General features: G+C 67.1%; 21 protein-coding genes and 1 tRNA gene. 7 read left to right on the top strand and 15 right to left on the bottom strand.

Translation table 11 applies throughout. From position 1 onward, the window contains the following. Window positions 1–55: 55 nt before the first annotated feature. The gene (locus tag DBV14_RS21825) at window positions 56–1057 is read right to left on the bottom strand and encodes an isopenicillin N synthase family oxygenase (RefSeq protein WP_124462002.1); all 1002 of its coding nucleotides are present in this window, start codon (window positions 1055–1057) and stop codon (window positions 56–58) included. A gap of 282 nt (window positions 1058–1339) precedes the next feature. Between DBV14_RS21825 and rutR the strand changes: the two genes are divergently transcribed. Further along, the gene (gene rutR / locus DBV14_RS21820) at window positions 1340–2065 is read left to right on the top strand and encodes an HTH-type transcriptional regulator RutR (RefSeq protein WP_124462000.1); all 726 of its coding nucleotides are present in this window, start codon (window positions 1340–1342) and stop codon (window positions 2063–2065) included. Window positions 2066–2199: 134 nt separating this feature from the next. On the opposite strand, the gene rutF is transcribed toward rutR, so the two are convergent. From rutF to rutA, 6 genes are read right to left on the bottom strand one after another with little or no spacing between them, the layout of a single operon-like run. Continuing rightward, entirely contained in the window at window positions 2200–2751 is a 552-nt protein-coding gene (rutF, locus tag DBV14_RS21815; RefSeq protein WP_124461999.1) for an NADH-dependent FMN reductase RutF, read from the bottom strand. Between the two features lie 15 nt (window positions 2752–2766). Further along, window positions 2767–3363: a malonic semialdehyde reductase gene (locus DBV14_RS21810; protein WP_124461996.1), complete on the bottom strand. Its 597-nt coding sequence runs from the start codon at window positions 3361–3363 to the stop codon at window positions 2767–2769. Further along, entirely contained in the window at window positions 3360–4178 is an 819-nt protein-coding gene (gene rutD / locus DBV14_RS21805; protein ID WP_124461994.1) for a pyrimidine utilization protein D, read from the bottom strand. Before rutD ends, DBV14_RS21810 begins: the two co-directional genes overlap by 4 nt. 5 nt (window positions 4179–4183) lie before the next feature. After that, a complete protein-coding gene (gene rutC, locus DBV14_RS21800; protein WP_124461991.1) occupies window positions 4184–4576 on the bottom strand; it encodes a pyrimidine utilization protein C in 393 nt (130 codons plus the stop codon). A gap of 22 nt (window positions 4577–4598) precedes the next feature. After that, window positions 4599–5399 carry a pyrimidine utilization protein B gene (rutB, locus tag DBV14_RS21795; protein ID WP_124461989.1) on the bottom strand — a complete coding sequence of 267 codons (801 nt, stop codon included), beginning with the start codon at window positions 5397–5399 and terminating at the stop codon, window positions 4599–4601. 14 nt (window positions 5400–5413) lie between these two features. Beyond that, window positions 5414–6526 (bottom strand): pyrimidine utilization protein A, encoded by a 1113-nt coding sequence (gene rutA, locus DBV14_RS21790; RefSeq protein ID WP_124461987.1) that lies wholly within the window; start codon window positions 6524–6526, stop codon window positions 5414–5416. A gap of 216 nt (window positions 6527–6742) precedes the next feature. Here rutA and DBV14_RS21785 point away from each other — a divergent pair, with 216 nt between their 5' ends. The 3 genes from DBV14_RS21785 to DBV14_RS21775 all read left to right on the top strand — a co-directional run bounded on the left by DBV14_RS21785 (window position 6743) and on the right by DBV14_RS21775 (window position 8858). After that, a complete protein-coding gene (locus DBV14_RS21785; RefSeq protein WP_124461985.1) occupies window positions 6743–7195 on the top strand; it encodes a nuclear transport factor 2 family protein in 453 nt (150 codons plus the stop codon). Window positions 7196–7259: 64 nt separating this feature from the next. Then, window positions 7260–8291 (top strand): YheT family hydrolase, encoded by a 1032-nt coding sequence (locus DBV14_RS21780; RefSeq protein ID WP_185546087.1) that lies wholly within the window; start codon window positions 7260–7262, stop codon window positions 8289–8291. Window positions 8292–8297: 6 nt separating this feature from the next. Further along, window positions 8298–8858 carry a DUF2946 family protein gene (locus DBV14_RS21775; protein WP_124461981.1) on the top strand — a complete coding sequence of 187 codons (561 nt, stop codon included), beginning with the start codon at window positions 8298–8300 and terminating at the stop codon, window positions 8856–8858. 69 nt (window positions 8859–8927) lie between these two features. Here DBV14_RS21775 and DBV14_RS21770 read toward each other — a convergent pair whose 3' ends face one another. The 4 genes from DBV14_RS21770 to DBV14_RS21755 all read right to left on the bottom strand — a co-directional run bounded on the left by DBV14_RS21770 (window position 8928) and on the right by DBV14_RS21755 (window position 15584). Beyond that, a complete protein-coding gene (locus tag DBV14_RS21770) occupies window positions 8928–9581 on the bottom strand; it encodes a cytochrome c5 family protein (RefSeq protein WP_124461979.1) in 654 nt (217 codons plus the stop codon). 115 nt (window positions 9582–9696) lie between these two features. Next, complete coding sequence (locus DBV14_RS21765; protein ID WP_124461977.1) at window positions 9697–11118, bottom strand: efflux transporter outer membrane subunit; 1422 nt, start codon at window positions 11116–11118, stop codon at window positions 9697–9699. After that, window positions 11111–14275, bottom strand: a complete 3165-nt coding sequence (locus DBV14_RS21760) for an efflux RND transporter permease subunit (protein ID WP_124461975.1) — start codon at window positions 14273–14275, stop codon at window positions 11111–11113. Before DBV14_RS21760 ends, DBV14_RS21765 begins: the two co-directional genes overlap by 8 nt. Before the next feature lie 16 nt (window positions 14276–14291). Beyond that, window positions 14292–15584, bottom strand: coding sequence for an efflux RND transporter periplasmic adaptor subunit (locus tag DBV14_RS21755; RefSeq protein ID WP_124461973.1), 1293 nt, complete (start codon window positions 15582–15584; stop codon window positions 14292–14294). A gap of 177 nt (window positions 15585–15761) precedes the next feature. On the opposite strand from DBV14_RS21755, the gene DBV14_RS21750 reads away from it, so the two are divergent. Both DBV14_RS21750 and DBV14_RS21745 read left to right on the top strand, forming a co-directional pair. Next, window positions 15762–16442, top strand: coding sequence for a TetR family transcriptional regulator (locus tag DBV14_RS21750; protein WP_124461971.1), 681 nt, complete (start codon window positions 15762–15764; stop codon window positions 16440–16442). A 40-nt stretch (window positions 16443–16482) separates the two neighbouring features. Next, window positions 16483–16557: transfer RNA gene (locus DBV14_RS21745), tRNA-Arg, on the top strand. A gap of 110 nt (window positions 16558–16667) precedes the next feature. On the opposite strand, the gene DBV14_RS21740 is transcribed toward DBV14_RS21745, so the two are convergent. From DBV14_RS21740 to DBV14_RS21725, 4 genes are all read right to left on the bottom strand, one after another. Beyond that, window positions 16668–17429, bottom strand: coding sequence for an ABC transporter permease (locus tag DBV14_RS21740; protein ID WP_124461969.1), 762 nt, complete (start codon window positions 17427–17429; stop codon window positions 16668–16670). After that, window positions 17426–18352, bottom strand: a complete 927-nt coding sequence (locus DBV14_RS21735; protein ID WP_124461967.1) for an ABC transporter ATP-binding protein — start codon at window positions 18350–18352, stop codon at window positions 17426–17428. Before DBV14_RS21735 ends, DBV14_RS21740 begins: the two co-directional genes overlap by 4 nt. A 134-nt stretch (window positions 18353–18486) precedes the next feature. Next, on the bottom strand, window positions 18487–19416 hold the full coding sequence (locus tag DBV14_RS21730) for a TIGR03571 family LLM class oxidoreductase (RefSeq protein WP_124461965.1): 930 nt from the start codon (window positions 19414–19416) through the stop codon (window positions 18487–18489). Continuing rightward, window positions 19413–20510: an alkene reductase gene (locus DBV14_RS21725; protein ID WP_124461963.1), complete on the bottom strand. Its 1098-nt coding sequence runs from the start codon at window positions 20508–20510 to the stop codon at window positions 19413–19415. Before DBV14_RS21725 ends, DBV14_RS21730 begins: the two co-directional genes overlap by 4 nt. 96 nt (window positions 20511–20606) lie before the next feature. Here DBV14_RS21725 and DBV14_RS21720 point away from each other — a divergent pair, with 96 nt between their 5' ends. Further along, window positions 20607–21518: a LysR substrate-binding domain-containing protein gene (locus DBV14_RS21720; protein WP_124461961.1), complete on the top strand. Its 912-nt coding sequence runs from the start codon at window positions 20607–20609 to the stop codon at window positions 21516–21518. Window positions 21519–21538: the final 20 nt, after the last annotated feature.

Below are 21538 nucleotides of genomic sequence, written 5' to 3'. Positions count from 1 at the left end.
CGTCGCCCTGAACAGCAGCGCTCAAAACAACGCCACGAACAGAACAGCAAGTCATTCAGGCCGTCACCTTCGTCCCCCCGAAGGTCGTCTGCTTCACGAACTTCGAGGTCAGGTGGTCACCGGAAGAAATCGGCGCGTACTTCGGCTGCTCGCCAGGTGACAGGCAACTGGGCAAGCACTCCACCATCGCGTCGTAATTCGGCTGGTGAAAGAACACCAGCGACTGCCGCCGGTTCGTGCTCGCCACCTCGAAGGGTGGGTTTATCACCCGGTGCAACGTCGATACCCATTGGTCGTTCGTCCACTGCATCATCAGGTCGGCAATGTTCACCACCAGCCCGCCTTCCACTTGCGGAACGTCCACCCACTGGCCCGCCTTGTTGAACACCTGCAGCCCCTTGTCGTCCGGCAGCACGATCGTCAGGCTGCCGTAGTCGCTGTGCGCACCCGCGCGCAACTGGCCTGGCAGCGGTTGCTCGCGCTGCGGCGGATAGCTCAGCACGCGGAACATGCTGATGTGCGCGTCGATCTTGTCGTCGAAGAAATTTTCCGGCAGCGAAAGGCCCAGCGCGAAGATGCGCATCAGCGAGCGCGAGAGATCGCTCATTGCCTCGAAGTAGCCCTCGTAGGCTTCGCGGAAGCCGTCGATCGGCGGCCAGCTGTTGGGCTCGAAGTGCGGGCCCGCGGCGGGGCCTCGGTGGTAGTCGTCGTCGGGCACGTTCGACGGGCCGACCGAGAACGATTCCTTCAGGTCGCCCGGCGCCGCTTCTTCGAGGCTGTACGACAGGCCCTCTTCGCCGACCGCGCTGTAGCCGCGCACCGCGTCTTCGCGCGGCCGGTCGACCTTGCGCTTCTCGGCCAGCGGCATGTCGAAGAACTTGCGCGACAGCGTGGACACGCGCGAGACCAGGTCCGCGGAAATGCCGTGGTTGGTGATGACCAGGAAGCCGATGCTGCGGCAGGCTTCGTCGACTTTCTTCGCGACCTCCGCCTTGCCTTCGGGGCTGCCGGCGAAGTAGGGTGCGAGATCGATGATGGGGACAGACAGAAGGGTCATGGACGTTCCTTGTGCTTGACACTGGCCAGCGCCATGCTGGCGACGTTCGTTCGTACTGCCCGTTCTCCATGCAACGTCTGTGCCAGTTGGACCAAATGGACAAATCGCTTTTGCCGCGTCAGCATGGTGCGCGGCGCGGGGCCTGCAAGCGGTCGTGGCGCAAGGCGATGCATGCTGGCCTTACAGTGGTGCGCCGCAATGCCGAAGGGCTTGCGGGTACGGCTCGTGCAAGCGTTTTGTTCGCAGCCGAATGAATCCGGAATCCAGAAGAAACGAGGGAAGATGCCGAAGACCAAGGCGCTGGCCGCAGCCAGCAGCTCCAGCAACACCACCACCAGCACCGACAAGCCGGCGCGCAAGCGCGCAAAGCCCGCGGTGCGCAGTGCGTCCGCGGTGAACCGCCGGCTGCGGCAGATCGAAGACAAGCGCAGCGCCATCCTCGGTGCCGCGCTGGGGCTGTTCTCGCGCTTCGGGCTGCACGGCACGTCGATCGACCAGGTGGCGGCACGCGCCGACGTGTCGAAGAGCAACCTGCTCTATTACTTCGCGAACAAGGAAGAGCTGTACGTCAACGTGCTGCGCGACCTGCTCGCGCTGTGGCTCGAACCGCTGCGCGGCTTCAGCGCCGAGCAGGACCCGGGCGAAGCCATCGGCGACTACATCCGGCGCAAGCTGGTGGTCTCGCGCGACCGGCCGGACGCCTCGCGTTTGTTCTGTCTTGAAATGATCCAGGGCGCGCCGCTGTTGCGCGATGAACTCGACCGCGAGCTGCGCACGCTGGTGGAGAAGAAATCGGAAGTCATCAAGGCCTGGGTCGCGGCCGGCAAGCTGGCGCCGGTCGATCCGCACCACCTGATCTTCGCGCTGTGGGCGGTCACGCAGCACTACGCGGATTTCGGGGTGCAGGTGCAGGCGCTGACGGGGCACACGCTGGACGACGCGGCGTTCTTCGAGCAGACGGTGGAGAACGTCCAGCGCATCGTGCTGCAGGGCATCACGCCACGCTGAATCTTGCCCCCTCTCCCCTTGGGGAGAGGGCTGGGGTGAGGGTTGCGGCATTGACGTCACTGCTGCTCTTGCCAGCGCCGCTGCCCCCTCACCCTAACCCTCTCCCCGAGGGGAGAGGGGACCAGAGGGGGAACTCAGTGCTGCGGCGGTACCGCGATCTCGTGATACCGGCGGTCGAAGTAGATCAACCCCTGCGCCGCCCCGCCGATGGCAATGGCCACCGCTTCGCAGAACAGCACGTCGTGCGTGCCCGCGTGCGTGGCGTGCAGCACGCGGCAGTCGAAGGACACGGCCGCGTCGTCGAGCATCGGCGAGCCGGTGGTCTTGCGGCTCCAGTTGCCGGCCGCGAAGCGTTCGTCCATCGGCGTCTTGCCGCCGAACAGCGTCGAGAGCGTCTGGTGCCCCGCGGCCAGCACGTTCACGCACAGCACGCCGTTGGCCTTGAAGGCCGGGTACACCGAGGCGGACCGGTTCAGGCACACCAGCAGCATCGGCGGCTCGTCGGTCACGCTGCACACGGCCGAGGCCGTGAAGCCGGCGCGGCCCGCGGGGCCGTCGGTGGTGATGATGTTGACCGCCGCGCCCAGCCGCGCCATCGCGTTGCGATAGTCGGCCTTGGGCAAGCCGGGTGGCAGGCCGGCGGGATTGTTCGATGCGGGGTTGTGGGAGGCCATCGAGTTCAGCATGTCGCGACGTTTTCTTCAGGCCAGCAGGCAGGCGTCGCCGAAGGGCAGCCGCGGCAGGCGGCCGAACACCTTCGACGCATCACCGTGGCCGAGGTTGATGAGGAAGTTGACGGTCCAGTCGGTGCCCTCGAAAAAAGCGGCATCGACCTTCGCCTTGTCGAAGCCCGACATCGGCCCGGCATCGAGGCCCACGGCGCGCGCCGCGAGCAGCAGGTAGCCGGCCTGCAGGCTGGCGTTGCGAAAGGCGGTTTCGTGCGCGGCCTCGGGGCTGCCGGTGAACCAGCTGCGCGCATCGGCATGCGGGAACAGCGTGGGCAGCTTGTCGTAGAACTTGCGGTCCCATGCGGCAATGACGGTGACCGGCGCGGCCATGGTCTTGTCGAGGTTGCCCTTGGAAAGCGCGGGCGCCAGGCGCTGCTTGCCTTCGGGCGTGCGCACGAACACGAAGCGCGCGGGCGAGCAGTTGGCCGATGTCGGGCCGAGGCTGGCCAGTGCGTAGACCTGCTGCAGTTGTGCATCGGACACCGGTTCACCGGTCCAGCCGTTGTGGCTGCGCGCGCCGGTGAAAAGAAGCGACAGGGCTGCGTCGTCGAGCGTGGATGTGGTGGTCATGCGGGAACTGTGGATGGGGCGGGTGTGCTCACCCGCGAGAGAAAGTCGAGCAGGCTGCGGTTGAAGGCATCGGCCTCGGTCACGCTGTGGGCATGGCCGCCGTGCGGCATGAAGTCGAGCGTCACGTCGCGCAGGCCATCGGCCAGGCGCTGCGAGCAGGTCCAGGGCACGAGCACGTCGTCTCTTGCGGCCGTCACCAGCGTGGGCACCGTGATGTCGGCAAGGTGCGCGTCGACGTCGAAGGCACGCAGTGCCGCGATGCGCGCACGCATGTTGGATTCGCCGGGGAAATGTGCGAAGGCGTGATCGACCTCGTCGGCCACGCGCTGTGCATGTTCGGCGCACCAGGCGGCGGGGTACAGGAAGATCGGTTGCGCTTCCACATACGCGCGTGCACCGAGCGCGCCGAGCAGCGCGAGCCGCGCATCGAAGCAGCGCGCCGAATGCGGATTCGGTTTCGACCATGCATTGATGAGCACCAGGCTCGCCACGCAGTCGGGCGCATCGAGCGCGAGCTGCAAGCCGACCAATCCGCCGAGCGCATGGCCCACGAAGTGGCACCGCGCCGTGTTCGTGGCATCGAGGATCTCGATCACGTCGAGCGCCATGTCGGCGATCGCGTAGTCGTCCTCGGGCAGCGCGTCGGGGCTGCGGCCCGTGCCGCGCTGGTCGTAGGCGAGGACGCGATGGCCCGCATCCACCAGCGCGCCGAGCTGGGGCTGCCAGAAGCCGGCCGAGCCGCCGAGGCCGGACGACAGCAGCACAGTGGCTGCCGCGTCCGACGGCCCATGCACCTCATAGTGCAGCGAGGTCATGAGACTCAGCCCTTGTTGCCGACGTGCGCGATCGAGGCAATCTCGATCAGCGCGTCGGGCTTCACGAGGCCGCACTGGATGCAGTAGCGCGCGGGCTTGGTGCCGGGAAAGAACTCGGCATACACCGCGTTGATCTTCGCGTAGTCGGCCCAGTCCTTGAGCATGATCTGGTTGAAGGTCACGTCGTCCATGGTGCCGCCGGCGGCCTCGACCACGCCCTGGATGGTGGTGAGCACGTGCCGCGCCTGCGCGGCGGCATCGCCCACATGGACCACGTTGTTGTCCTTGTCGAAGGGCAGGGTGCCCGACACGTAGAGCACGCCGTCGGCGAGCGTGCCCGGGACGTACGGGGCGAGCGGCACGCCGGTGCCGGGCGGGATGATGGCTTGCTTGGGCATTCGGGAACTCCTTGGAAGTGAATCAGGCAATGGCCGTGTCGGCTGTATTGGCCGTGGCGTTTTGGTGAACCGCCTGCGGCGCGAAGGTGCTGCAGAACTGCTCCACCGTGGAGACCCATCCGAAGAAGGTCTCGACGTTGTAGACCGAGGCTTGCTGGATGGCCGCGCCGCCCAGTTCGTGCGTCGCGTCTTCGAGCATCACGGCGAAATATTCGAGGTGGAAGGCATCGCGCAGCGTCGACTCGACGCACACGTTGGTGGCGATGCCGGTGAACACCAGGTGGCGAATGCCGCGTGCGCGCAGGGTGCTGTCGAGCGTGCTGTTGAAGAAGCCGCTGTAGCGCGTCTTGGGCACCACGATGTCGCCGGGCTGCGGTTTCATCGGGTCGATCAGCTCGTAGTCCCAGCCGCCCTTGGCGAGAAACTTGCCTTGCAGTTCGGGCCTGGCGCGCATGGTCTTGAGCGCGTTCGACTTGTGCCAGTTGGGCGAGCCCGGCCCGCCCGCTTCCACGTACGCCGCGTCCCAGCCGTTCTGCAAGAACACGACCAGCATGCCGGCCGAGCGGGCCGCCGCGATGGTGCGCGCGATGTTGGCGATGGTGCCTTGCGCACCCGAAATGTCGAAGCCGGCCGAATCGACATAGCCGCCGATCGACGCATAGGCGTTCTGCATGTCGACGACGATGAGGGCGGAGTCGGTGGCGTGCAGCGCGAGCGGCTCGGGCCGCGCGGGCAGCACCATCGGTGCGGGTGCGCCGGGCAGGCGCGGCGCGCCGACCGGCGTGGTCGAGGTGAGGGTGGCGTTGCGTGCGGGCGTGGTCATGTGCGCCTCTTTTCTCAAGCTGCGAGGCGCTCGGGTTCGACCTGCGAGGCCACCGGGCTTTGCACGTGCGCGCGGCTCTTCATGAGCGGCTGGATGCGCTCGCCGAAGGCTTCGACGCCCTGCACGAAATCGTCGAAGGTCAGCAGCACGCCTTCGGTGCCGGGCACCTCGGCCACTTCGTCGAGCAGGCGCGCGACGGTTGCGTAGGAGCCGACCAGCGTGCCCATGTTGATGTTCACGGCCGAGGTCGGGTCGGCCATCTGGCGCACGTTGGTGTCCGCCCCCGACTTGGTGTCGGCCGCGCCCTGCTGGCCCAGCCAGGCGATGGCCTCGTGGTCGGCGCCGGCCTTGTAGTGCTCCCACTTGGCGCGCGCGGCCTCGTCGGTTTCGTCGGCGATCACCATCATCAGCACGTAGGTGGTGACGTGGCGGCCGGTCTTGCGCGTGGCCTCGATGAGCTTTTCGGCGGCGGGCGCGAAGGCCTTGGGCGTGTTCACGCCCTTGCCGAAGCAGAAGTTGTAGTCGGCGTACTTCGCGGAAAAGTCCATGCCCGCATCGCTCTGGCCGGCGCAGATGACCTTCATGTCGGCCTGCGGTCGCGGGCTCAGGCGGCAGTCGTCCATCTGGAAGTGGTCGCCCTTGAAGTCGGACTGGCCCTTGCCCCACAGGTCGCGCAGCACCTGGATGTATTCGGACAGGTACTGGTAGCGCGTGCTGAAGAACTGGTCGCCGGGCCACATGCCCATCTGCGAGTACTCGGGCCGCTGCCAGCCGGTGACCAGGTTCAGGCCGAAGCGGCCGTTGGAGATCGAGTCGATGGTCGAGCCCATGCGCGCGACGATGGCCGGCGGCATGACCAGCGAGGCGGCCGTGGCGAAGAGCTTGATCTTCGTCGTGACCGCGGCGAGCCCGGCCATGAGCGTGAACGACTCGAGGTTGTGGTCCCAGAACTCGGTCTTGCCCCCGAAGCCGCGCAGCTTGATCATCGACAGCGCGAAGTCGACGCCGTAGCGCTCGGCTTTCAGGGTGATCTCTTTGTTGAGCTCGAAACTGGGCTTGTACTGCGGCGCATTTTCGGAAAGCAGCCAGCCGTTGTTGCCGATGGGAATGAAGATGCCGACGTTCATGAAAGGGCTCCTGTTGCGGGTTGCGAAGCTCCTTGCATGCGCCGTGCCAGTTGAATAAGTTCTTTCAAATCAATGGGTTGAGTTGTTTTGGAGGTTTGTGTTTGACCAAATGGTCCAAAACGGAGCGGACGAATCGAAGAGATTGCCGCGGCGCGGTGCGGGCCGGACCAAAGCGGTGCAGTGCCGCCGTCACGGACGGCGCGGCAAAATCACGCCATGCCCAAGACACCACTCCGCGCCGCAGCGGCCATCGGCGGCACCGCCGATGACGTCGAAGCCGCCTTCTACGAAGCGCTGCAACGCGGCGACATCGATGCGTTGATGGCCTGCTGGGCCGACGAAGACGAGGTGTTCTGCGTGCACCCCGGCGGCCCGCGCCTGGTGGGCGCCGTGGCGATCCGCCTGGCCTTCGAGCAGATGTTCAGCAATGGCGCCATCCATGCCCAGCCGGCGCGGGTGCGCAAGATCGAATCGCTCGCGAGCGCGGTGCACAACGTGCTGGAGCGCATCGAGGTGCTCACCGCCGAAGGCCCGCGCCATGCCTTCGTGCTGGCCACCAACGTCTATCACAAGACCGCGCAGGGCTGGCGCCTGGTGGCGCACCACGCGAGCCCCGGCAGCGCGCGCGAACCCGACGACGCGAACGATCCGCCCCAAACCCTGCATTGATCGATCGATGTCCTCCGCCGTTCTTTCTTCTTCCCCTGCCGCTTCATCTTCGCGTGCCTCGTCGATGGATTACGCGGCGCCGCGCTGGTTGCCCGGCGGCAACCTGCAGACGATCTGGGCGGCGCTCTACGCACGCCGCTTCGACGGGCCGGCACCGGTCTACCGGCGCGAGCGCTGGACCACGCCCGATGGCGACTTCGTCGATGTCGATTTCGTCGATGCGCCCGCGTCCGCTTCGGTGGCCAGGCCGCCGCTGCTGGTGCTGTTCCACGGGCTCGAAGGCTCTTCGCGCAGCCACTACGCCGAAGCCTTCGCGGCCTTTGCCGCGTCGCGCGGCATGGCGTTCGCGGTGCCGCACTTCCGCGGCTGCAGCGGCGAGCTGAACCTGGCGCCGCGCGCGTACCACTCGGGCGACTTCGAGGAAATCGGCTGGATCCTGGCGCGCATGCGCGAGCAGCACGTGCTGCGCGGCGGCGGGCCGGTGCTGGCCGCGGGCGTGTCGCTCGGCGGCAATGCGCTGATGCGCTGGGCCAGCGAAGCAGGGGACACGGCAGCCCGGACGGTGAGCGCAGTGGCCTCGGTGTGCGCGCCGCTCGACCTGGCGGCGGGAGGCGACGCCATCGGCCGGGGCTTCAACCGGCTGGTCTACACGCGCATGTTCCTGCAGACCATGAAGCCCAAGGCACTGGCCAAGCTGGCGCAGTTTCCGGGCCTGTTCGACCGCGACCGCCTGCTGGCCGCGCGCGACCTCTACACCTTCGACGACGTGTTCACCGCGCCGCTGCACGGCTTTCGCGACACCGAGGACTACTGGGCGCGGGGCTCGGCCAAGCCGCACCTGGACCGCATCCGCGTGCCGGCGCTGGTGGTGAATGCCCGCAACGACCCCTTCATTCCCGCGCGCAGCCTGCCGCGCCCCGGCGAGGTCGGGGCGCATGTCACGCTGTGGCAGCCCGGGCAGGGCGGCCACGTGGGCTTTCCGATGGGGCCGCCGCCGGCGCATGTGCGGGCCATGCCCGAGCAGGTCGGCGACTGGCTGCAGGTGCATGGCGGCGCATTGGCTGACGGTGCGGGCGCGCGGCCGGCGCGAGAATGACGCGTTATGGATGACATCGTCAAACAGGCGCTCGCCAAATGGCCCAACGTGCCCGACTGCTACGGCTGGCTGGGCCTGGACGCGCGCGGCAACTGGTACATGCGCGACGACCGTACGCAGGCCCAGGGCCCGTTCCGAGTGGCCAAGGGCTCGATGCTGCGGCACGACAAGCTGATCGACTTCATTCACCGCAACTACGAGCACGACGACGAAGGGCAGTGGTTCTTCCAGAACGGGCCGCAGCGCGTCTACGTGGAACTGGAGGCCGCGCCGCTGGTGTGGCGCGTGGCGCAAGAGGGCGATGGCTTCACGGTCACCTCGCACACCGGCAAGGCGGTCGACGTGTCGGCCTGCCTGCTGGACGAAGAGGGCCGGCTCTATCTTGTGGCTCCGATCGGGCTCGGACTGGTTCACACGCAGGACGTGGGCATTGCGGCCGAGGCTGTCGAACGCGGCCTCTGGACGCCCGAGCCTGTGCAGGCCAGCGAGCTGCCCGGCCGCTTCGGCCATGTGCTGAGCCCGGCGGCGCAGCATGCCGAGGCAGCGCCCGCGCTATCAAAACACTAGCCCGGGGTTTGCATCGCCCATGAAAAAAGCCGGCGCTGGGCCGGCTTTTTCGTTGGTGTGAGGAAACGCTTACTTGGCGACAGGAGCCGCAGCTGCTGCGGGTGCCGCAGCCGAAGCGCCTTCTGCAGGCGCTGCGGGCGTTGCCGCGGAAGCACCTTCCGCGGGCGCCGCCGCAGCCGGACGGTCCGGCACCGGGAACTTGCCGCCACCGGCGTTGGCCATGAAGACCACGGCACGGCCGATTTCGAGGTCTTCGAAGTCGCCGCCGCCCTGGGGAGGCATGGCGCCCTTGCCCTTCAGGGCGTGTTCGAGGAGGGTGGCATAGCCCTGGCCGATGCGAGGGCCCCAAGCCGCGGCATCGTTCAGGTGAGGCGCGCCGGGAATGCCGGGAGCGCCGTGGCAGGCCACGCATTGCGCCTTGAACACGGCCTCGCCAGCGGCGAGCGGCCGGTTGGCGTCGCGGATCTCGATGGCGCCGACCTTCTTCAGGCGCTCGGCCAGTTCGCGGTCGCGGGCTTCCTTGGTCACCCCGTAGAGCGCCATGTTGTCGCCCTCCGCGGTGCCCGAGGGCTTGGTGCCCGAGACCACGTAGGAGACAAGTCCCACGATGATCAGGATCGGGGCAATGAAGGAGAAAAATACCGCCAGCAGCAGTTGCTTCGGGTTCTTGATGGGCCCGGTGTGGGCTTCTTCTGTGGCCTGGTTATGCGGGTCTGCGCTCATGGCGTCCTCAAAATCGGGGGCTCGTCGGGGGGCTTTTTCTAACCAACCGGCGATTATAGAGAGGCCCCTTGCCCAAGCGGGCAATTGGCCTGCCGATATCGGACGCCGAAGCGTCTCAACCCTTGTCGCGTGTGGCCCAGCCGCCACCCAGCGTCTTGTACAGCGTGACCTGGTTCTGCAGTTGCAGCAGGCGCACGTTGACCGCCGATTGCTGCGCCGTGAACAGCGAACGCTGTGCGTCGAGCAGGTCGAGCGCACTGGCAATGCCGTTGCGATAGCGCAGGTCGGACAGCTTGAAGCGCACGCTTTCCGCATCGGCCTGGGCACGCTGTGCGCGCACCTGTTCGCCCAGCGTGGCGCGGCCCGCCAGTGCATCGGCCACTTCGCGGAAGGCGGTTTGCACCGACTTCTCGTACTGCGCCACGGCGATCTCGCGCCCGGCCTTCGCCGAGTTGAGCGTGGCGAAATTGCGACCCGCGTCGAAGATCGGCAGCGTGACCGTCGGCGCGAAGGACCAGGCCTTGGAGCCGCGATCGAACAGGCCCGAGAACTCGGTGCTGGCGGTGCCGATGCCGCTGGTGAGCGACACGCGCGGGAAGAAGTTGGCGCGGGCCGCGCCGATGTTGGCGTTGGCCGCAATCAGCTGCTGCTCGGCCGCGCGGATGTCGGGCCGCTCGGCCAGCAGGTCCGAAGGCAGGCCGGCCGGCACGTCGGGCATCGGCTTGATGCTGTCCAGGCCCTTGGCGCCGCCGGCGGTGGCTTCGGGCGGCACCGGTGCGCCCAGCAGCAGGGCCAGTGCGTTCTCGTCCTGCAGGCGTGCGCGCTGTTGCTGCGCGTAGGCGGCGCGTGCCGTTTCGGCGAGCGAGTTCGCGGCCTGGAAGTCGAGTTCCGACGACACGCCGTTGTCGAAGCGCATCTTGGTCAGGCGCACCGATTCGTCGCGCGTGACCATCGTCTGGCGCGTGAGCTCCAGCAGCTCGTCGTCGGCCAGCAGCGTGAGCCAGCCATTGGCGACCGAGGCGATCAGGCTGATCTGCACGGCCTTGCGCGTTTCTTCGGTGGCAAGGTACTGCGACAGCGCCTGGTCTTTCAGCGCGCGGATGCGGCCGAAGAAGTCCAGCTCCCAGGCCGTGAAGCCGAAGTTGACGCTGTACTGCGAGGCCACGCTGCCCGCGCTGGCGTCGAGTGCCTGCGCCGAGTTGGGGCTCGAGCGCGAGCCCGAACCCGTCAGGCCCAGCGCCGGAAACAGCGCCGAGCGCTCGATCTGGAACTGCGCGCGCGCCTGCTCGATGTTGAGCACCGACACCCGCAGGTCGCGGTTGTTGGCCAGCGCGGTCTGGATCAGGCCCGCCAGCCGCGGGTCGGCAAAGAAGTCCTGCCAGGGCAGGGCGGCCGAAGCCTGGCCGGCCGGTTGCGCCGGGTCACCCGGGTAGGTGGTCGGCACGGGCGCGGCGGGGCGCTCGTAGGTCGGGATCAGCGAGCAGCCGGCCAGCAGCATCGCTGCCGCCAGGGCTGTGGGAATCAGTTTCTTAGTCATGAGATTTCTCTTCCGTGATGCCGGCGGCTTCCGCATGCCGCTTGTCGGCCTCGTGCTGTCGCGCGCTGCCCTTGAACAGCGTGCGCACCACCACGAAGAACACCGGCACAAAGATCACCGCCAGGGCCGTACCCGTCACCATGCCGCCCAGCACGCCGGTGCCGATGGCACGCTGGCTGGCAGAACCGGCGCCCGAGGCGAGCACCAGCGGCACCACGCCCAGGCCGAAGGCCAGCGAGGTCATGATGATCGGGCGGAACCGCAGGTGGGCCGCGGCCAGCGCCGATTCGACGATGCCCTTGCCCTGCGCCTGCAGGTCTTTCGCGAACTCGATGATCAGAATCGCGTTCTTCGCGGAGAGGCCGATGATGGTGATCAGCCCCACCTGGAAGTACACGTCGTTCGAATAGGCCCGCAGCATGGTGGCCAGCAGCACGCCCAGCACGCCGAGCGGCACCACCAGGATCACCGCCAGCGGGATCGACCAGCTCTCGTACAGCGCGGCCAGGCACAGGAACACCGCCAGGATCGCGAAGCCGTACAGGATGATGGCCTGCGAACCCGCGAGCTTTTCTTCACGCGACTGGCCGGTCCACTCGTAGCCGAAGCCTTGCGGCAGCTGCGCGGCGAGCTTTTCCATCTCGGCCATCGCGGCCCCCGTGCTGAAGCCCGGGGCAGCGTCGCCGCTGATCCGCACGGCGGGGTAGCCGTTGTAGCGCACCGTCTGCGTGGCGCCCGTCACCCACTTGGTGGTGGCGAAGGCCGACAGCGGCACCGGCTGGCCCTGCGTGTTGGTGGCGTTCAGCCGCAGCAGGTCGTCGGGTTGCATGCGGGCCGGTGCGTCGGCCTGCACCACCACGCGCTGCAGGCGGCCGCGGTTCGGGAAGTCGTTGATGTAGCTCGAACCCAGGCCGGTCGACAGCGTGGCGTTGATCGCGTCGAAGCTCACGCCCAGGGCGTTCGCCTTGTCGCGGTCGATGTCGATCTGCAGCTGCGGCGCGTCTTCCAGGCCGTCGGGGCGAACCTGCGACAAAACCTTGCTCTGCGAGACCATGCCCAGCAACTGGTTGCGGGCGTTGATCAGCGCTTCGTGGCCCGCGCCCGAACGGTCTTGCAGTCGGAAGCTGAAGCCGCTGGCATTGCCCAGTTCGGGAATGGGTGGCGGGCTCAGCGGGTAGATGAAGGCATCGCGCACGCCCGACAGCGCACCGAAGGCACGGCCGGCCAGCGCGCTGGCCGAGTGGGCCGGGTCCTTGCGTTCTTCCCAGTCTTTCAGCGTCACGAAGGCAAGGCCGGCGTTCTGGCCCTGGCCCGAGAAGCTGAAGCCCATCACGCCCACCATGCTCTGCACTTCGGGTTGCTTCAGCATGAAGCCTTCGACCTGCTGCATGACGGCCAGTGCACGCTCTTGCGTCGCACCCGGCGGCAGCTGCACGTTGACCAGGATGTTGCCCTGGTCTTCTTCAGGCAGGAACGAGCTCGGCAGGCGCGAGTAGGTGAACACCACGGCGCCGATGATGGCGATGTAGATCACCAGGTAGCGCGCGGCGCGGCGCAGGATGCGCGCGACAACGCTTTCATAGCCCTTGGCCGTGCGCGTGAAGCCACGGTTGAACCAGCCGAAGAAGCCGGTCTTCTCGTGGTGGTGGCCCGCTTCGACAGGCTTGAGCAGCGTGGCGCACAGCGCCGGCGTGAGCGACAGCGCCATGAAGGCCGAGAAGCCGATCGACGCCACCATCACCGCCGAGAACTGGCGGTAGATGTTGCCGGTCGAACCCGCGAAGAACGCGAGCGGCACGAACACCGAGATCAGCACCACCGTCACGCCGATGATGGCGCCGGAGATCTGCTTCATGGCCTTGCGCGTGGCTTCGAGCGGCGACAGCCCCTCCTCGCTCATGATGCGCTCGACGTTCTCCACCACCACGATGGCGTCGTCCACCACGATACCGATCACCAGCACCATGCCGAACATGGTCAGCACGTTGATCGAGAAGCCCAGCGCCAGCAGCGTGGCAAAGGTGCCCAGCAGCGCGATAGGCACCACGATGGTCGGGATGATCGTGTAGCGCCAGTTCTGCAGGAACAGGAACATCACCACGAACACCAGCGCCACGGCTTCCAGCAGCGTCTTGACCACTTCGGTGATCGAGATCTGCACGAAGCGCGAGCTGTCGTACGGAATGGCCCACTTCACGCCCTTGGGGAAGAAGCGTTCCAGCTCGGCCATCTTGGCGCGGATCGCCTTGGCCGACTGCAGCGCGTTGCCGTTGGGCGTGGGCTGCACGCCGACGCCCACCGCCGGCACGCCGTTCAGGCGCGCGGAAGTGGCATACGACTGGCCGCCCAGCTCGACACGGGCCACGTCCTTCAGCCGCACGGTCGAGCCGTCGGTGTTGGCGCGCAGCACGATTTCCTTGAACTGGTCGACGTTGGCGAGCTGGCCGTTCACGACCACCGTGGCCGCGATGGCCTGGCCGGGAATGTTCGGCAGGTCGCCGATGGTGCCGGACGACACCTGGGCGTTCTGCGCGCGGATCGCGTTGTTGACGTCGGTCGGCGACAGGTTGAAGCCCTGCAGCTTGGCCGGATCGATCCAGATGCGCATTGCGTTTTCGGAGCCGAACAACTGGGCCTGGCCCACGCCGACCACGCGCTGAAGCTCGGGCACGACGTTGCGCGCGGCGTAGTCGCCGAGCGCCACCGGGTCGAAGTTCGGGTCGTCCGAAGACAGCATCACGAACATCAGGAAGTTGTTGCGCGACTTGTCCACGCGCACGCCTTGCTGCGTCACGGCGGCCGGCAGGCGCGGCGTCGCGCGCGACAGCCGGTTCTGCACGTCCACCTGCGCGAGGTCGTCGTTGGTGCCGGCTTCGAAGCTGATCGTGATGGTGCCGGTGCCGTCGGCCTGGGCCACCGATTCCATGTAGATCAGGCCCGGCGAGCCGTTCATTTCACGTTCGATGACGGACAGCACGCTGTCCTCGAGCGTCTGGGCCGAGGCGCCGGGGTAGGCGACGTTGATGACGATGGCGGGCGGTGCCACCGGCGGGTACTGCGAGATCGGCAGCTGGGTGATTGCCACGCCGCCCATCACCAGGATGAACAGTGCGATCACCCACGCGAAGATCGGGCGGTCGATAAAAAATTTGGCCATGCGGGCGCGCTCCTGATTACTTCTTCTCGGCCGTGGCCGGTGCCGGCTCGCCAGCCGGCTTTGCAGCGGCGGCGGCCGCTGGGGCCGCTGCCGCTGGTTGGGCCGCGGCATTCGGGTTCGGCTTGCTCCACGGCACGGCCTTCACCGGCGTGCCGGGCGGCATCATCTGCAGCTTCTGGAAGCCGTCGACCATCACCTGCTCGCCGGCCTTCAGGCCATCGAGCACCACCCACTGGTTGTCCTTGGCGGCGCTGATCTTCACGGTGCGCTTGCTGATCTTGCCGTCCTTGTCGACCACCGACACGGTGTCGCCCTGCTGGGTGCGCGTCACGGCCTGCTGCGGCAGCGTGATCGCGTTGGTGGCCTGCGCCTGCTCGAGCTTCACACGCACATACAGGCCGGGCAGCAGCTCGCCCTTGGGGTTGGGCACTTCGGCGCGCAGCGTGACCTGGCCCGTGGTCGAGTCGACCGTGAGGTCGGAGAACAGCAGCTTGCCTTCGAGCGGGTAGTCGGAGCCGTCTTCCAGCACCACGCGGATGGTTGCGGCTTCTTCGCCGCTCGCGCGCTTGTACTGGCCGGCGGCCACCGCGCGGCGCAGCTTCATCGCGTCGGAGGCCGACTGCGTGAAGTTGACGTACACGGGGTTGATCTGCTGCACCACGGCCAGCTCGGTGGCGTCGCCCTGGCCCACCAGCGCGCCTTCGGTCACCAGCGCGCGGCCGATGCGGCCAGCGATGGGCGAGGTCACGTCGGCGTAGCCGAGGTTGATCTTGGCGGTCTGCACGGCGGCGCGGCCGGCGGCCACGTCGGCTTCGGCCGTCTTGTACGAGGCTACGGCCGTCGCGTATTCCTGCTTGCTCACGGCATTGGCTTCGACCAGCGGCTTGTAGCGGTCGGCCAGCGCCTTGGCCTGCACGGCGTTGGCTTCGGCGCGCGCCAGCGTGGCTTGCGCGTTCTGCGAGGCGGCTACCAGCGGTGCGGGGTCGATGCGGAACAGCAACTGGCCGGCCTTCACGTCGCTGCCTTCGCGGAATTCGCGCTTGAGCAGGATGCCGGAGGCGCGGGCACGCACTTGTGCAACGCGCGAGGCTTCGAGGCGGCCGGGCAGTTCGGTCACCAGGCCGACATCGGCCGGCGCGGCAACCACCACGCCGACTTCGGGCGCCGGGTGGGCGCCACCGGCACCACCGCCGGGGCCAGCGGGCGCATCGCTCTTGCCGCAGCCCGCGAGGACCAGCAGAACGACGGCGGCCACGGTCGCGAGACGCGGCGAAAAGGACGATTGACGCGAGACATGCAGGAGAGGCATGCGATTCCTTTGAAGCGAAGACGGGAGACGGCGCGTTCGCGATGCGAACGGGAAGCCAGCATAAACAGCCGGGCCATCGGGAAAGTCCGCTAGTTTACATACATTCATGGATGTATAGTGACAGTGTGCAATGGCCCCACGATGAGTAAAGGGCGTTGCCTTTACAAATCAGGAGACTTGGTGGCACGTCGTACGAAGGAAGAAGCACTGGCTACGCGGCATCGCTTGCTCGATGCCGCGGAGTTGCTGTTTCAGGCGCAAGGCGTCTCGCAGACCTCGCTGCAGCAGATCGCGCAGCAGGCCGGGGCCACGCGCGGCGCCATCTATTGGCATTTCAAGGACAAGGCGGACCTGTTCAACGCGATGATGGAGCGCGTCATCCTGCCGCTGGAGTCCGGCCCGAAGTCCATGTGCTCGGCCGCCACCACGGAAGCCGACGATCCGCTGGCCGAAATCGAAGAGGGCCTGATCCACGCGCTGACCCTCATGACCACCGACCCCCAGGTGCGCCGCGTGTTCGACGTGGCCACCCACAAGGTCGAGTACACGCACGACATGGCGTCCGTCCAGCAGCGCCACCTCGATGCGCGCAACGCCTGCGTGGTCGACTTCGAAAAGGCGCTGCGGCTGGCCGCGCGGCGCCGCAACATCCGGCTGCCCGTGCCCGGCCCCGCGGCGGCGCAGGGGCTGCATGCCCTTATCAGCGGGCTCATCCAGAACTGGCTGCTCGACCCCGAGGCTTTCGACCTCGTGCCCATGGGGCGGCGCACATTCCGCGTCTATCTGGCGGGGCTTGGCTTCGATCGGGGTGCGTCCGGCACGGCGATCGAAGACGACGCCGAAACCACCGTCGCCTGATAGGCGATAATGCGTGGCTCCGGTGTTTGCCGGACCCTCTCTCGCTGTATTTCAACGGATAGAATTCGGCCCTCCGAAGGCTGAGATCCAGGTTCGATTCCTGGCGGCGGGACCATATTCCGAGACCCTCGCGTCTCGACATCAAGACACCAAGACTTCAAACCCGCTCCGCTTCCAGGCGCAGCGGGTTTTTCTTTGCCTCGGGCCAGGGCGCCTTGGGGCCGGTCAGGTCTTCAGCCTGTACCCCGTCTTGAAGATCCAGCGCACGGCGACCAAACACAGCACCAGGAACCCCAGCGTCACGCCCATGCTGATCGGCAGGCTGACGTCGGAAATGCCGTAGAAGCTCCAGCGGAATCCGCTGATCAGGTAGACCACCGGATTGAACAGCGAGACCGTCTGCCAGAACGGCGGCAGCATGTGGATCGAATAGAAGCTCCCGCCCAGGAAGGTCAGCGGCGTGACGATCATCAGGGGAATGATCTGCAGCTTTTCGAAGCCATCCGCCCACACGCCGATGATGAAACCGAACAGGCTGAACGTCACCGCGGTAAGCACCAGAAACGACACCATCCACACCGGGTGCGCGATCTCGTACGGCACGAACAGCCGGGCCGTGATCAATATGATGATCCCGAGAATGATCGACTTGCTGGCCGCCGCGCCCACATAGCCGCACACCACCTCCACATAAGAGACGGGGGCCGACAGCACCTCGTAGATGGTGCCCGAGAACTTGGGAAAGTAGATGCCGAACGAGGCATTCGAAATGCTCTGCGTCAGCAGCGACAGCATCACCAGGCCCGGGATGATGTACGCGCCGTAGGCAATGCCGTCGACATCCACCATGCGCGAGCCGATGGCCGAGCCGAACACCACGAAATACAGCGAGGTCGACAGCACGGGCGAGGCCACGCTCTGCATCAGCGTGCGCCACGTGCGCGCCATCTCGAACATGTAGATGGCGCGGATTGCGTGGATGTTCATGCTTGCCCCTTCACGAGGCTGACGAAGATTTCTTCCAGCGAGCTCTCGGATGAATACAGGTCCTTGAAGTCGATGCCCAGCTCGCCGAGCTGGCGCAACAGGCCGGCGATCTGGTTGTCGTCGCCCTGCTTGTCGAAGGTGTAGACCAGCGAGTGGCCGTCGTCGGCCAGGTCGAGCTGGTAGTTGCCGAGCGCTTCGGGAACAGCGGCCAGCGCGTTCCGAAGGCTCAGCGTCAATTGCTTCTTGCCGAGCTTCTTCATCAGCTCGGCCTTGTCTTCCACCAGGATCAGTTCGCCCTTGCGGATCACGCCGATGCGGTCGGCCATTTCCTCGGCCTCTTCGATGTAGTGCGTGGTCAGGATGATCGTCACGCCGCTCTCGCGCAGCTTGCGCACCATGTCCCACATGCCGCGGCGCAGCTCCACGTCGACGCCGGCGGTGGGCTCGTCGAGAAAAAGAATCCGGGGTTCGTGCGACAGCGCCTTGGCGATCATCACGCGGCGCTTCATGCCGCCCGAAAGCGCCATGATCTTGGTGTCTTTCTTGTCCCACAGGGACAGGTCGCGCAGCACTTTCTCTATATGGGCCGGGTTCGGCGGCAGGCCGAACAGGCCGCGGCTGAAACTCACCGTGCCCCATACGGTTTCGAAGGCGTCGGTGGCCAGCTCCTGCGGCACCAGCCCGATCTTCGTGCGCGCGGCGCGGAAGTCGGTGACGATGTCGTGCCCATCGGCCAGCACCTTGCCTTCGCTGGGGTTGACGATGCCGCAGATGATGCTGATCAGCGTCGTCTTGCCTGCCCCGTTGGGGCCGAGCAATGCGAATATTTCTCCCCGGTGAATGTCGAGGTCGACACGCTTGAGAGCCTGGAATCCGGACGCGTAGGTCTTGGAAAGCTGATTGACCGAGACGATAGGCGGCACGAGACCTCTTTGCTGTCTGGATGGGGAGCCCGGAATCTTACCCTCGGGTCCCTGGACCGTGCTGGGCGCGCCCGGGAAGGCCCGCGCCATCTCCCACAGCACACAGCACGCGGCCTCGTGCGCGCGCTTTTTTTCTAGTGCCCGTGGAACACCGGGAGCACATGGCTGCCGATTTCTTCCAGCACCTCCGCCACCGGCCGCTGGCAGCGCCGCAGGTGCAGGCCCATGTGCCGCACGCCGGCGTCGCGCATCGCTTCGAGTTCGGCGATCAACCCCCGGCGCCCCGTCATCACGCCGAAGTGATGCCGCGTGATGGGCGCATCGGGCTTTGCCAGCAGGTCGATGTGCATGAAGCTCGCATAGGGCTTGCCGGGCCCGGCCGCCGCATGCCATGCCTGCGTGCGCGGCAGGTGTTCCTGCGGTGTGCGCGGATACGCAAGCAGGCCGTCCATGTGCGCGCCGACCCATTCGAGCGATTGCTGCCCCAGCCCGGCCACCAGCAGCGACAGCGGCCGCGTCGGGCGCGGCAGTACCTGCAGGCCTTCGTCCCAGTCGTGGGATGTCCAGTGGCGCAGCATTTCGACCTGGCTGCGGAACGCATCGCCACGTGTGTCGAATGCCCGGCCAAACACCGGGTACTCCACGGGGCGGTCACCGCTGGCCACGCCCAGCAGCAGCCGGCCGTTGCTCAGTTGGTCCGCCGTGGCAGCGGCCTTCATCGTCAGCACGGGCTCGCGCAGCGGCAGCACCACGGCGGCCGTGCCGAGCAGGATGTTGCGCGTCGCGCCTGCCAGGAAGCCGAGGTAGGTGAACACCTCGAACACCTGCGCCGCATCGCCGAACTTCGGGTCGTACAGCGGCACGTCGCGCACCCACAGCGCCCGAAAGCCCTGCCGGTCCGCGAGTTGGGCCAGCGCCGCGTGCTGCGCGATGTCGGGCTCGCCGCGCAGCCGGCCGGTGCCTTGCCGCGCGGCCTCGCTCGAGGCGCACCAGTCGTTGTCCAGCGGCAGTTCGAGCCCGATGCTGAAGCCGCCGGCCAGCAGCCGCTCCAGCGCGGTGGTCACGCGGCCTCCGCGTAGGCAGGGTAGTCGGTGTAGCCCTTGCCGTCGCCGCCGTAGAAGGTTGCGTGCGCGTCGTAGTTGACGGGCGTGAGCGCGTGGCCCTGCGCAATGCGCGTCACGAAATCGGGGTTGGTAATGAAGGGCTGGCCGAAAGCGACGAGGTCGGCCAAGCCTTGCTGCAGAATTTCCTGCGCGCTTTCCTTGGTGTACTTGCCGGCCACCATGATCGGGTTGCGGTACAGCGCGCGTGCCTCCTTGCGGTAGGCCAGCGGCATCGGCGTGTAGCGCGAAATGTTCTCCGAGAAATGAATGTAGGCCAGGTCCATCGGCGCCAGCGCCTGCAGTGCCTTCAGCGTGACGGCGGGAATCTCCGGGTCTTCGTCGGCGTAGCCCTCGGTCACGAAGGGCGACACGCGAATGCCCACGCGGTCCGCGCCCACCTCGGTGGCCACGGCCTGCGTCACCTCGCGCAGCAGGCGGATGCGCTTGTCCTGCGTGCCGCCATACGCGTCGTCGCGCTGGTTGCTGTGCAGCCGCATGAACTGGTCGATCAGGTAGCCGTGGGCCGCATGCAGTTCCACGCCGTCGAAGCCGGCCGCAATGGCGTTGCGCGCCGCGGTGACGAAGTCGCCGATGGTGTCCTCGATGTCGGCGAGCGTCATGGCGCGCGGCACGCCGGTCTCGATCATTCCGAAGCCGCCTTCGGTCAGCGGGCCGTAGACCTTGTCCGGGTGCTTCACCGCCGAAGCCGACACCGGCGTGTGCCCCGAGATCGACGCGTGCGAGCGGCGGCCCACGTGCCAAAGCTGCACGAAGATGCGGCCGTTGCGGCGGTGCACCGCGTCGGTCACCTTCTTCCAGCCCGCCACTTGCGCGGGCGAGTAGATGCCGGGCGTCAGCGAATAGCCGCGGCCCACTTCGGAGATCGGCGTGCCCTCGCTCACGATCAGGCCGGCCCCCGCGCGCTGGGCGTAGTAGGTGGCCATCAGCTCGTTGGGCACGTCGCCCGGCTGGTCCGCGCGCGAGCGGGTCATGGGGGCCATGACGACCCGGTTGGCCAGTTGCAGGCGGCCGAATTGGTGGGGGGTGAACAGCATGCGTGTCTCCGTGGGTGATCGATGCTTCGACTCTAGGAAGACGTGGGCCTGTGAACTAGACTCACAAGCGGAATAACAGTTGTGAAATAACTTCGCATGGCCCGTCAGGAGATCAACCGTTCCGGCGAGATGGAAGTCTTCGTGCAGGTGGTCGATTCGCAGAGTTTTTCCGCCGCGGCCCGGCGGCTGTCGCTCACGCCGTCGGCGGTGAGCAAGCTGGTCGCACGGCTCGAAGCGCGGCTGGGCGCGCGCCTGCTGGTGCGCTCCACGCGCGGGCTGCACCTCACGCCCGAGGGGGCGAGCTTTCATGCGCGCGCACGCGGCATCCTCGACGCCATGGCCGAGGCCGAGCGCGAGGTGTCGCAGGCGGCCACGCCGCGCGGGCGCGTGCGCATCAACACCAACGTGCCCTTCGGCCGGCGCTGCCTGTTGCCGCTGATGGCGGAATTTCTTGCGCGCTGTCCGGAGATCTTCATCGACCTCGTGCTGACCGACCAGGTCGTGAACGTGCGAGAGGAAAAGACCGACATCGCCATCCGCACCGGCCCGCTGAAGGACTCGGGCCTGGTCAGCCGCGAGCTGGGCCAGAGCCGCTTCGCGGTGGTCGCATCGCCGGCGTACCTTCAAGGCCGAGAAGCGCCCGCGCATCCGGCCGACCTGGCCCGGCACAACTGCCTGGGCTTCGGCTTCATCCGCCACACGCAGGTCTGGCCCTTCGTCGATGCCGACGGTGCACGCCTGTCGGTGGTGCCGCGCGGCAACATGCATGTGAGCGACGGCGAGACCATGCGCGAGCTGGCGCTCGAAGGCGTGGGCCTGGCGCGGCTCGCGCGCTTCCACGTGGGCCGCGACATCGCCGAAGGGCGGCTCGTGCCGCTGCTGGAGCCCTTCAACCCCGGCGACACCGACCCGGTGCACGCCGTCTTCATCGGCCCCGGCAAGGAACTGCCGGCCCGCGTGCGCGCCGTGCTCGACTTCCTGTACGAGCGCGTGGTGCTCGACGAATAGCGCCGCCGGCGCCTTTTGTT

The organism is Variovorax sp. KBW07 (genome assembly GCF_003852515.1).
In the GTDB taxonomy this organism is placed as follows: Bacteria; Pseudomonadota; Gammaproteobacteria; order Burkholderiales; family Burkholderiaceae_C; genus Variovorax.
Note: the sequence above shows the minus strand (reverse complement) of the source record. Positions and strands in the feature narration are given on the sequence as shown.

Coding starts and splice junctions, on each gene's coding strand:
- rutD (WP_124461994.1), bottom strand. CDS start 4,178: ATGACCTCGCTGCACTATGAGGTGCATGGGCCGTCGGACGCGGCAGCC.
- DBV14_RS21810 (WP_124461996.1), bottom strand. CDS start 3,363: ATGACCACCACATCCACGCTCGACGACGCAGCCCTGTCGCTTCTTTTC.
- DBV14_RS21725 (WP_124461963.1), bottom strand. CDS start 20,510: ATGCTGTTCACCCCCCACCAATTCGGCCGCCTGCAACTGGCCAACCGG.
- DBV14_RS21755 (WP_124461973.1), bottom strand. CDS start 15,584: ATGCCTCTCCTGCATGTCTCGCGTCAATCGTCCTTTTCGCCGCGTCTC.
- DBV14_RS21775 (WP_124461981.1), top strand. CDS start 8,298: ATGGATGACATCGTCAAACAGGCGCTCGCCAAATGGCCCAACGTGCCC.
- DBV14_RS21765 (WP_124461977.1), bottom strand. CDS start 11,118: ATGACTAAGAAACTGATTCCCACAGCCCTGGCGGCAGCGATGCTGCTG.
- DBV14_RS21760 (WP_124461975.1), bottom strand. CDS start 14,275: ATGGCCAAATTTTTTATCGACCGCCCGATCTTCGCGTGGGTGATCGCA.
- DBV14_RS21825 (WP_124462002.1), bottom strand. CDS start 1,057: ATGACCCTTCTGTCTGTCCCCATCATCGATCTCGCACCCTACTTCGCC.
- rutF (WP_124461999.1), bottom strand. CDS start 2,751: ATGCTGAACTCGATGGCCTCCCACAACCCCGCATCGAACAATCCCGCC.
- DBV14_RS21780 (WP_185546087.1), top strand. CDS start 7,260: ATGGATTACGCGGCGCCGCGCTGGTTGCCCGGCGGCAACCTGCAGACG.
- rutB (WP_124461989.1), bottom strand. CDS start 5,399: ATGACCACGCCCGCACGCAACGCCACCCTCACCTCGACCACGCCGGTC.
- DBV14_RS21785 (WP_124461985.1), top strand. CDS start 6,743: ATGCCCAAGACACCACTCCGCGCCGCAGCGGCCATCGGCGGCACCGCC.
- rutR (WP_124462000.1), top strand. CDS start 1,340: ATGCCGAAGACCAAGGCGCTGGCCGCAGCCAGCAGCTCCAGCAACACC.
- DBV14_RS21720 (WP_124461961.1), top strand. CDS start 20,607: ATGGCCCGTCAGGAGATCAACCGTTCCGGCGAGATGGAAGTCTTCGTG.
- DBV14_RS21770 (WP_124461979.1), bottom strand. CDS start 9,581: ATGAGCGCAGACCCGCATAACCAGGCCACAGAAGAAGCCCACACCGGG.
- DBV14_RS21740 (WP_124461969.1), bottom strand. CDS start 17,429: ATGAACATCCACGCAATCCGCGCCATCTACATGTTCGAGATGGCGCGC.
- rutA (WP_124461987.1), bottom strand. CDS start 6,526: ATGAACGTCGGCATCTTCATTCCCATCGGCAACAACGGCTGGCTGCTT.
- rutC (WP_124461991.1), bottom strand. CDS start 4,576: ATGCCCAAGCAAGCCATCATCCCGCCCGGCACCGGCGTGCCGCTCGCC.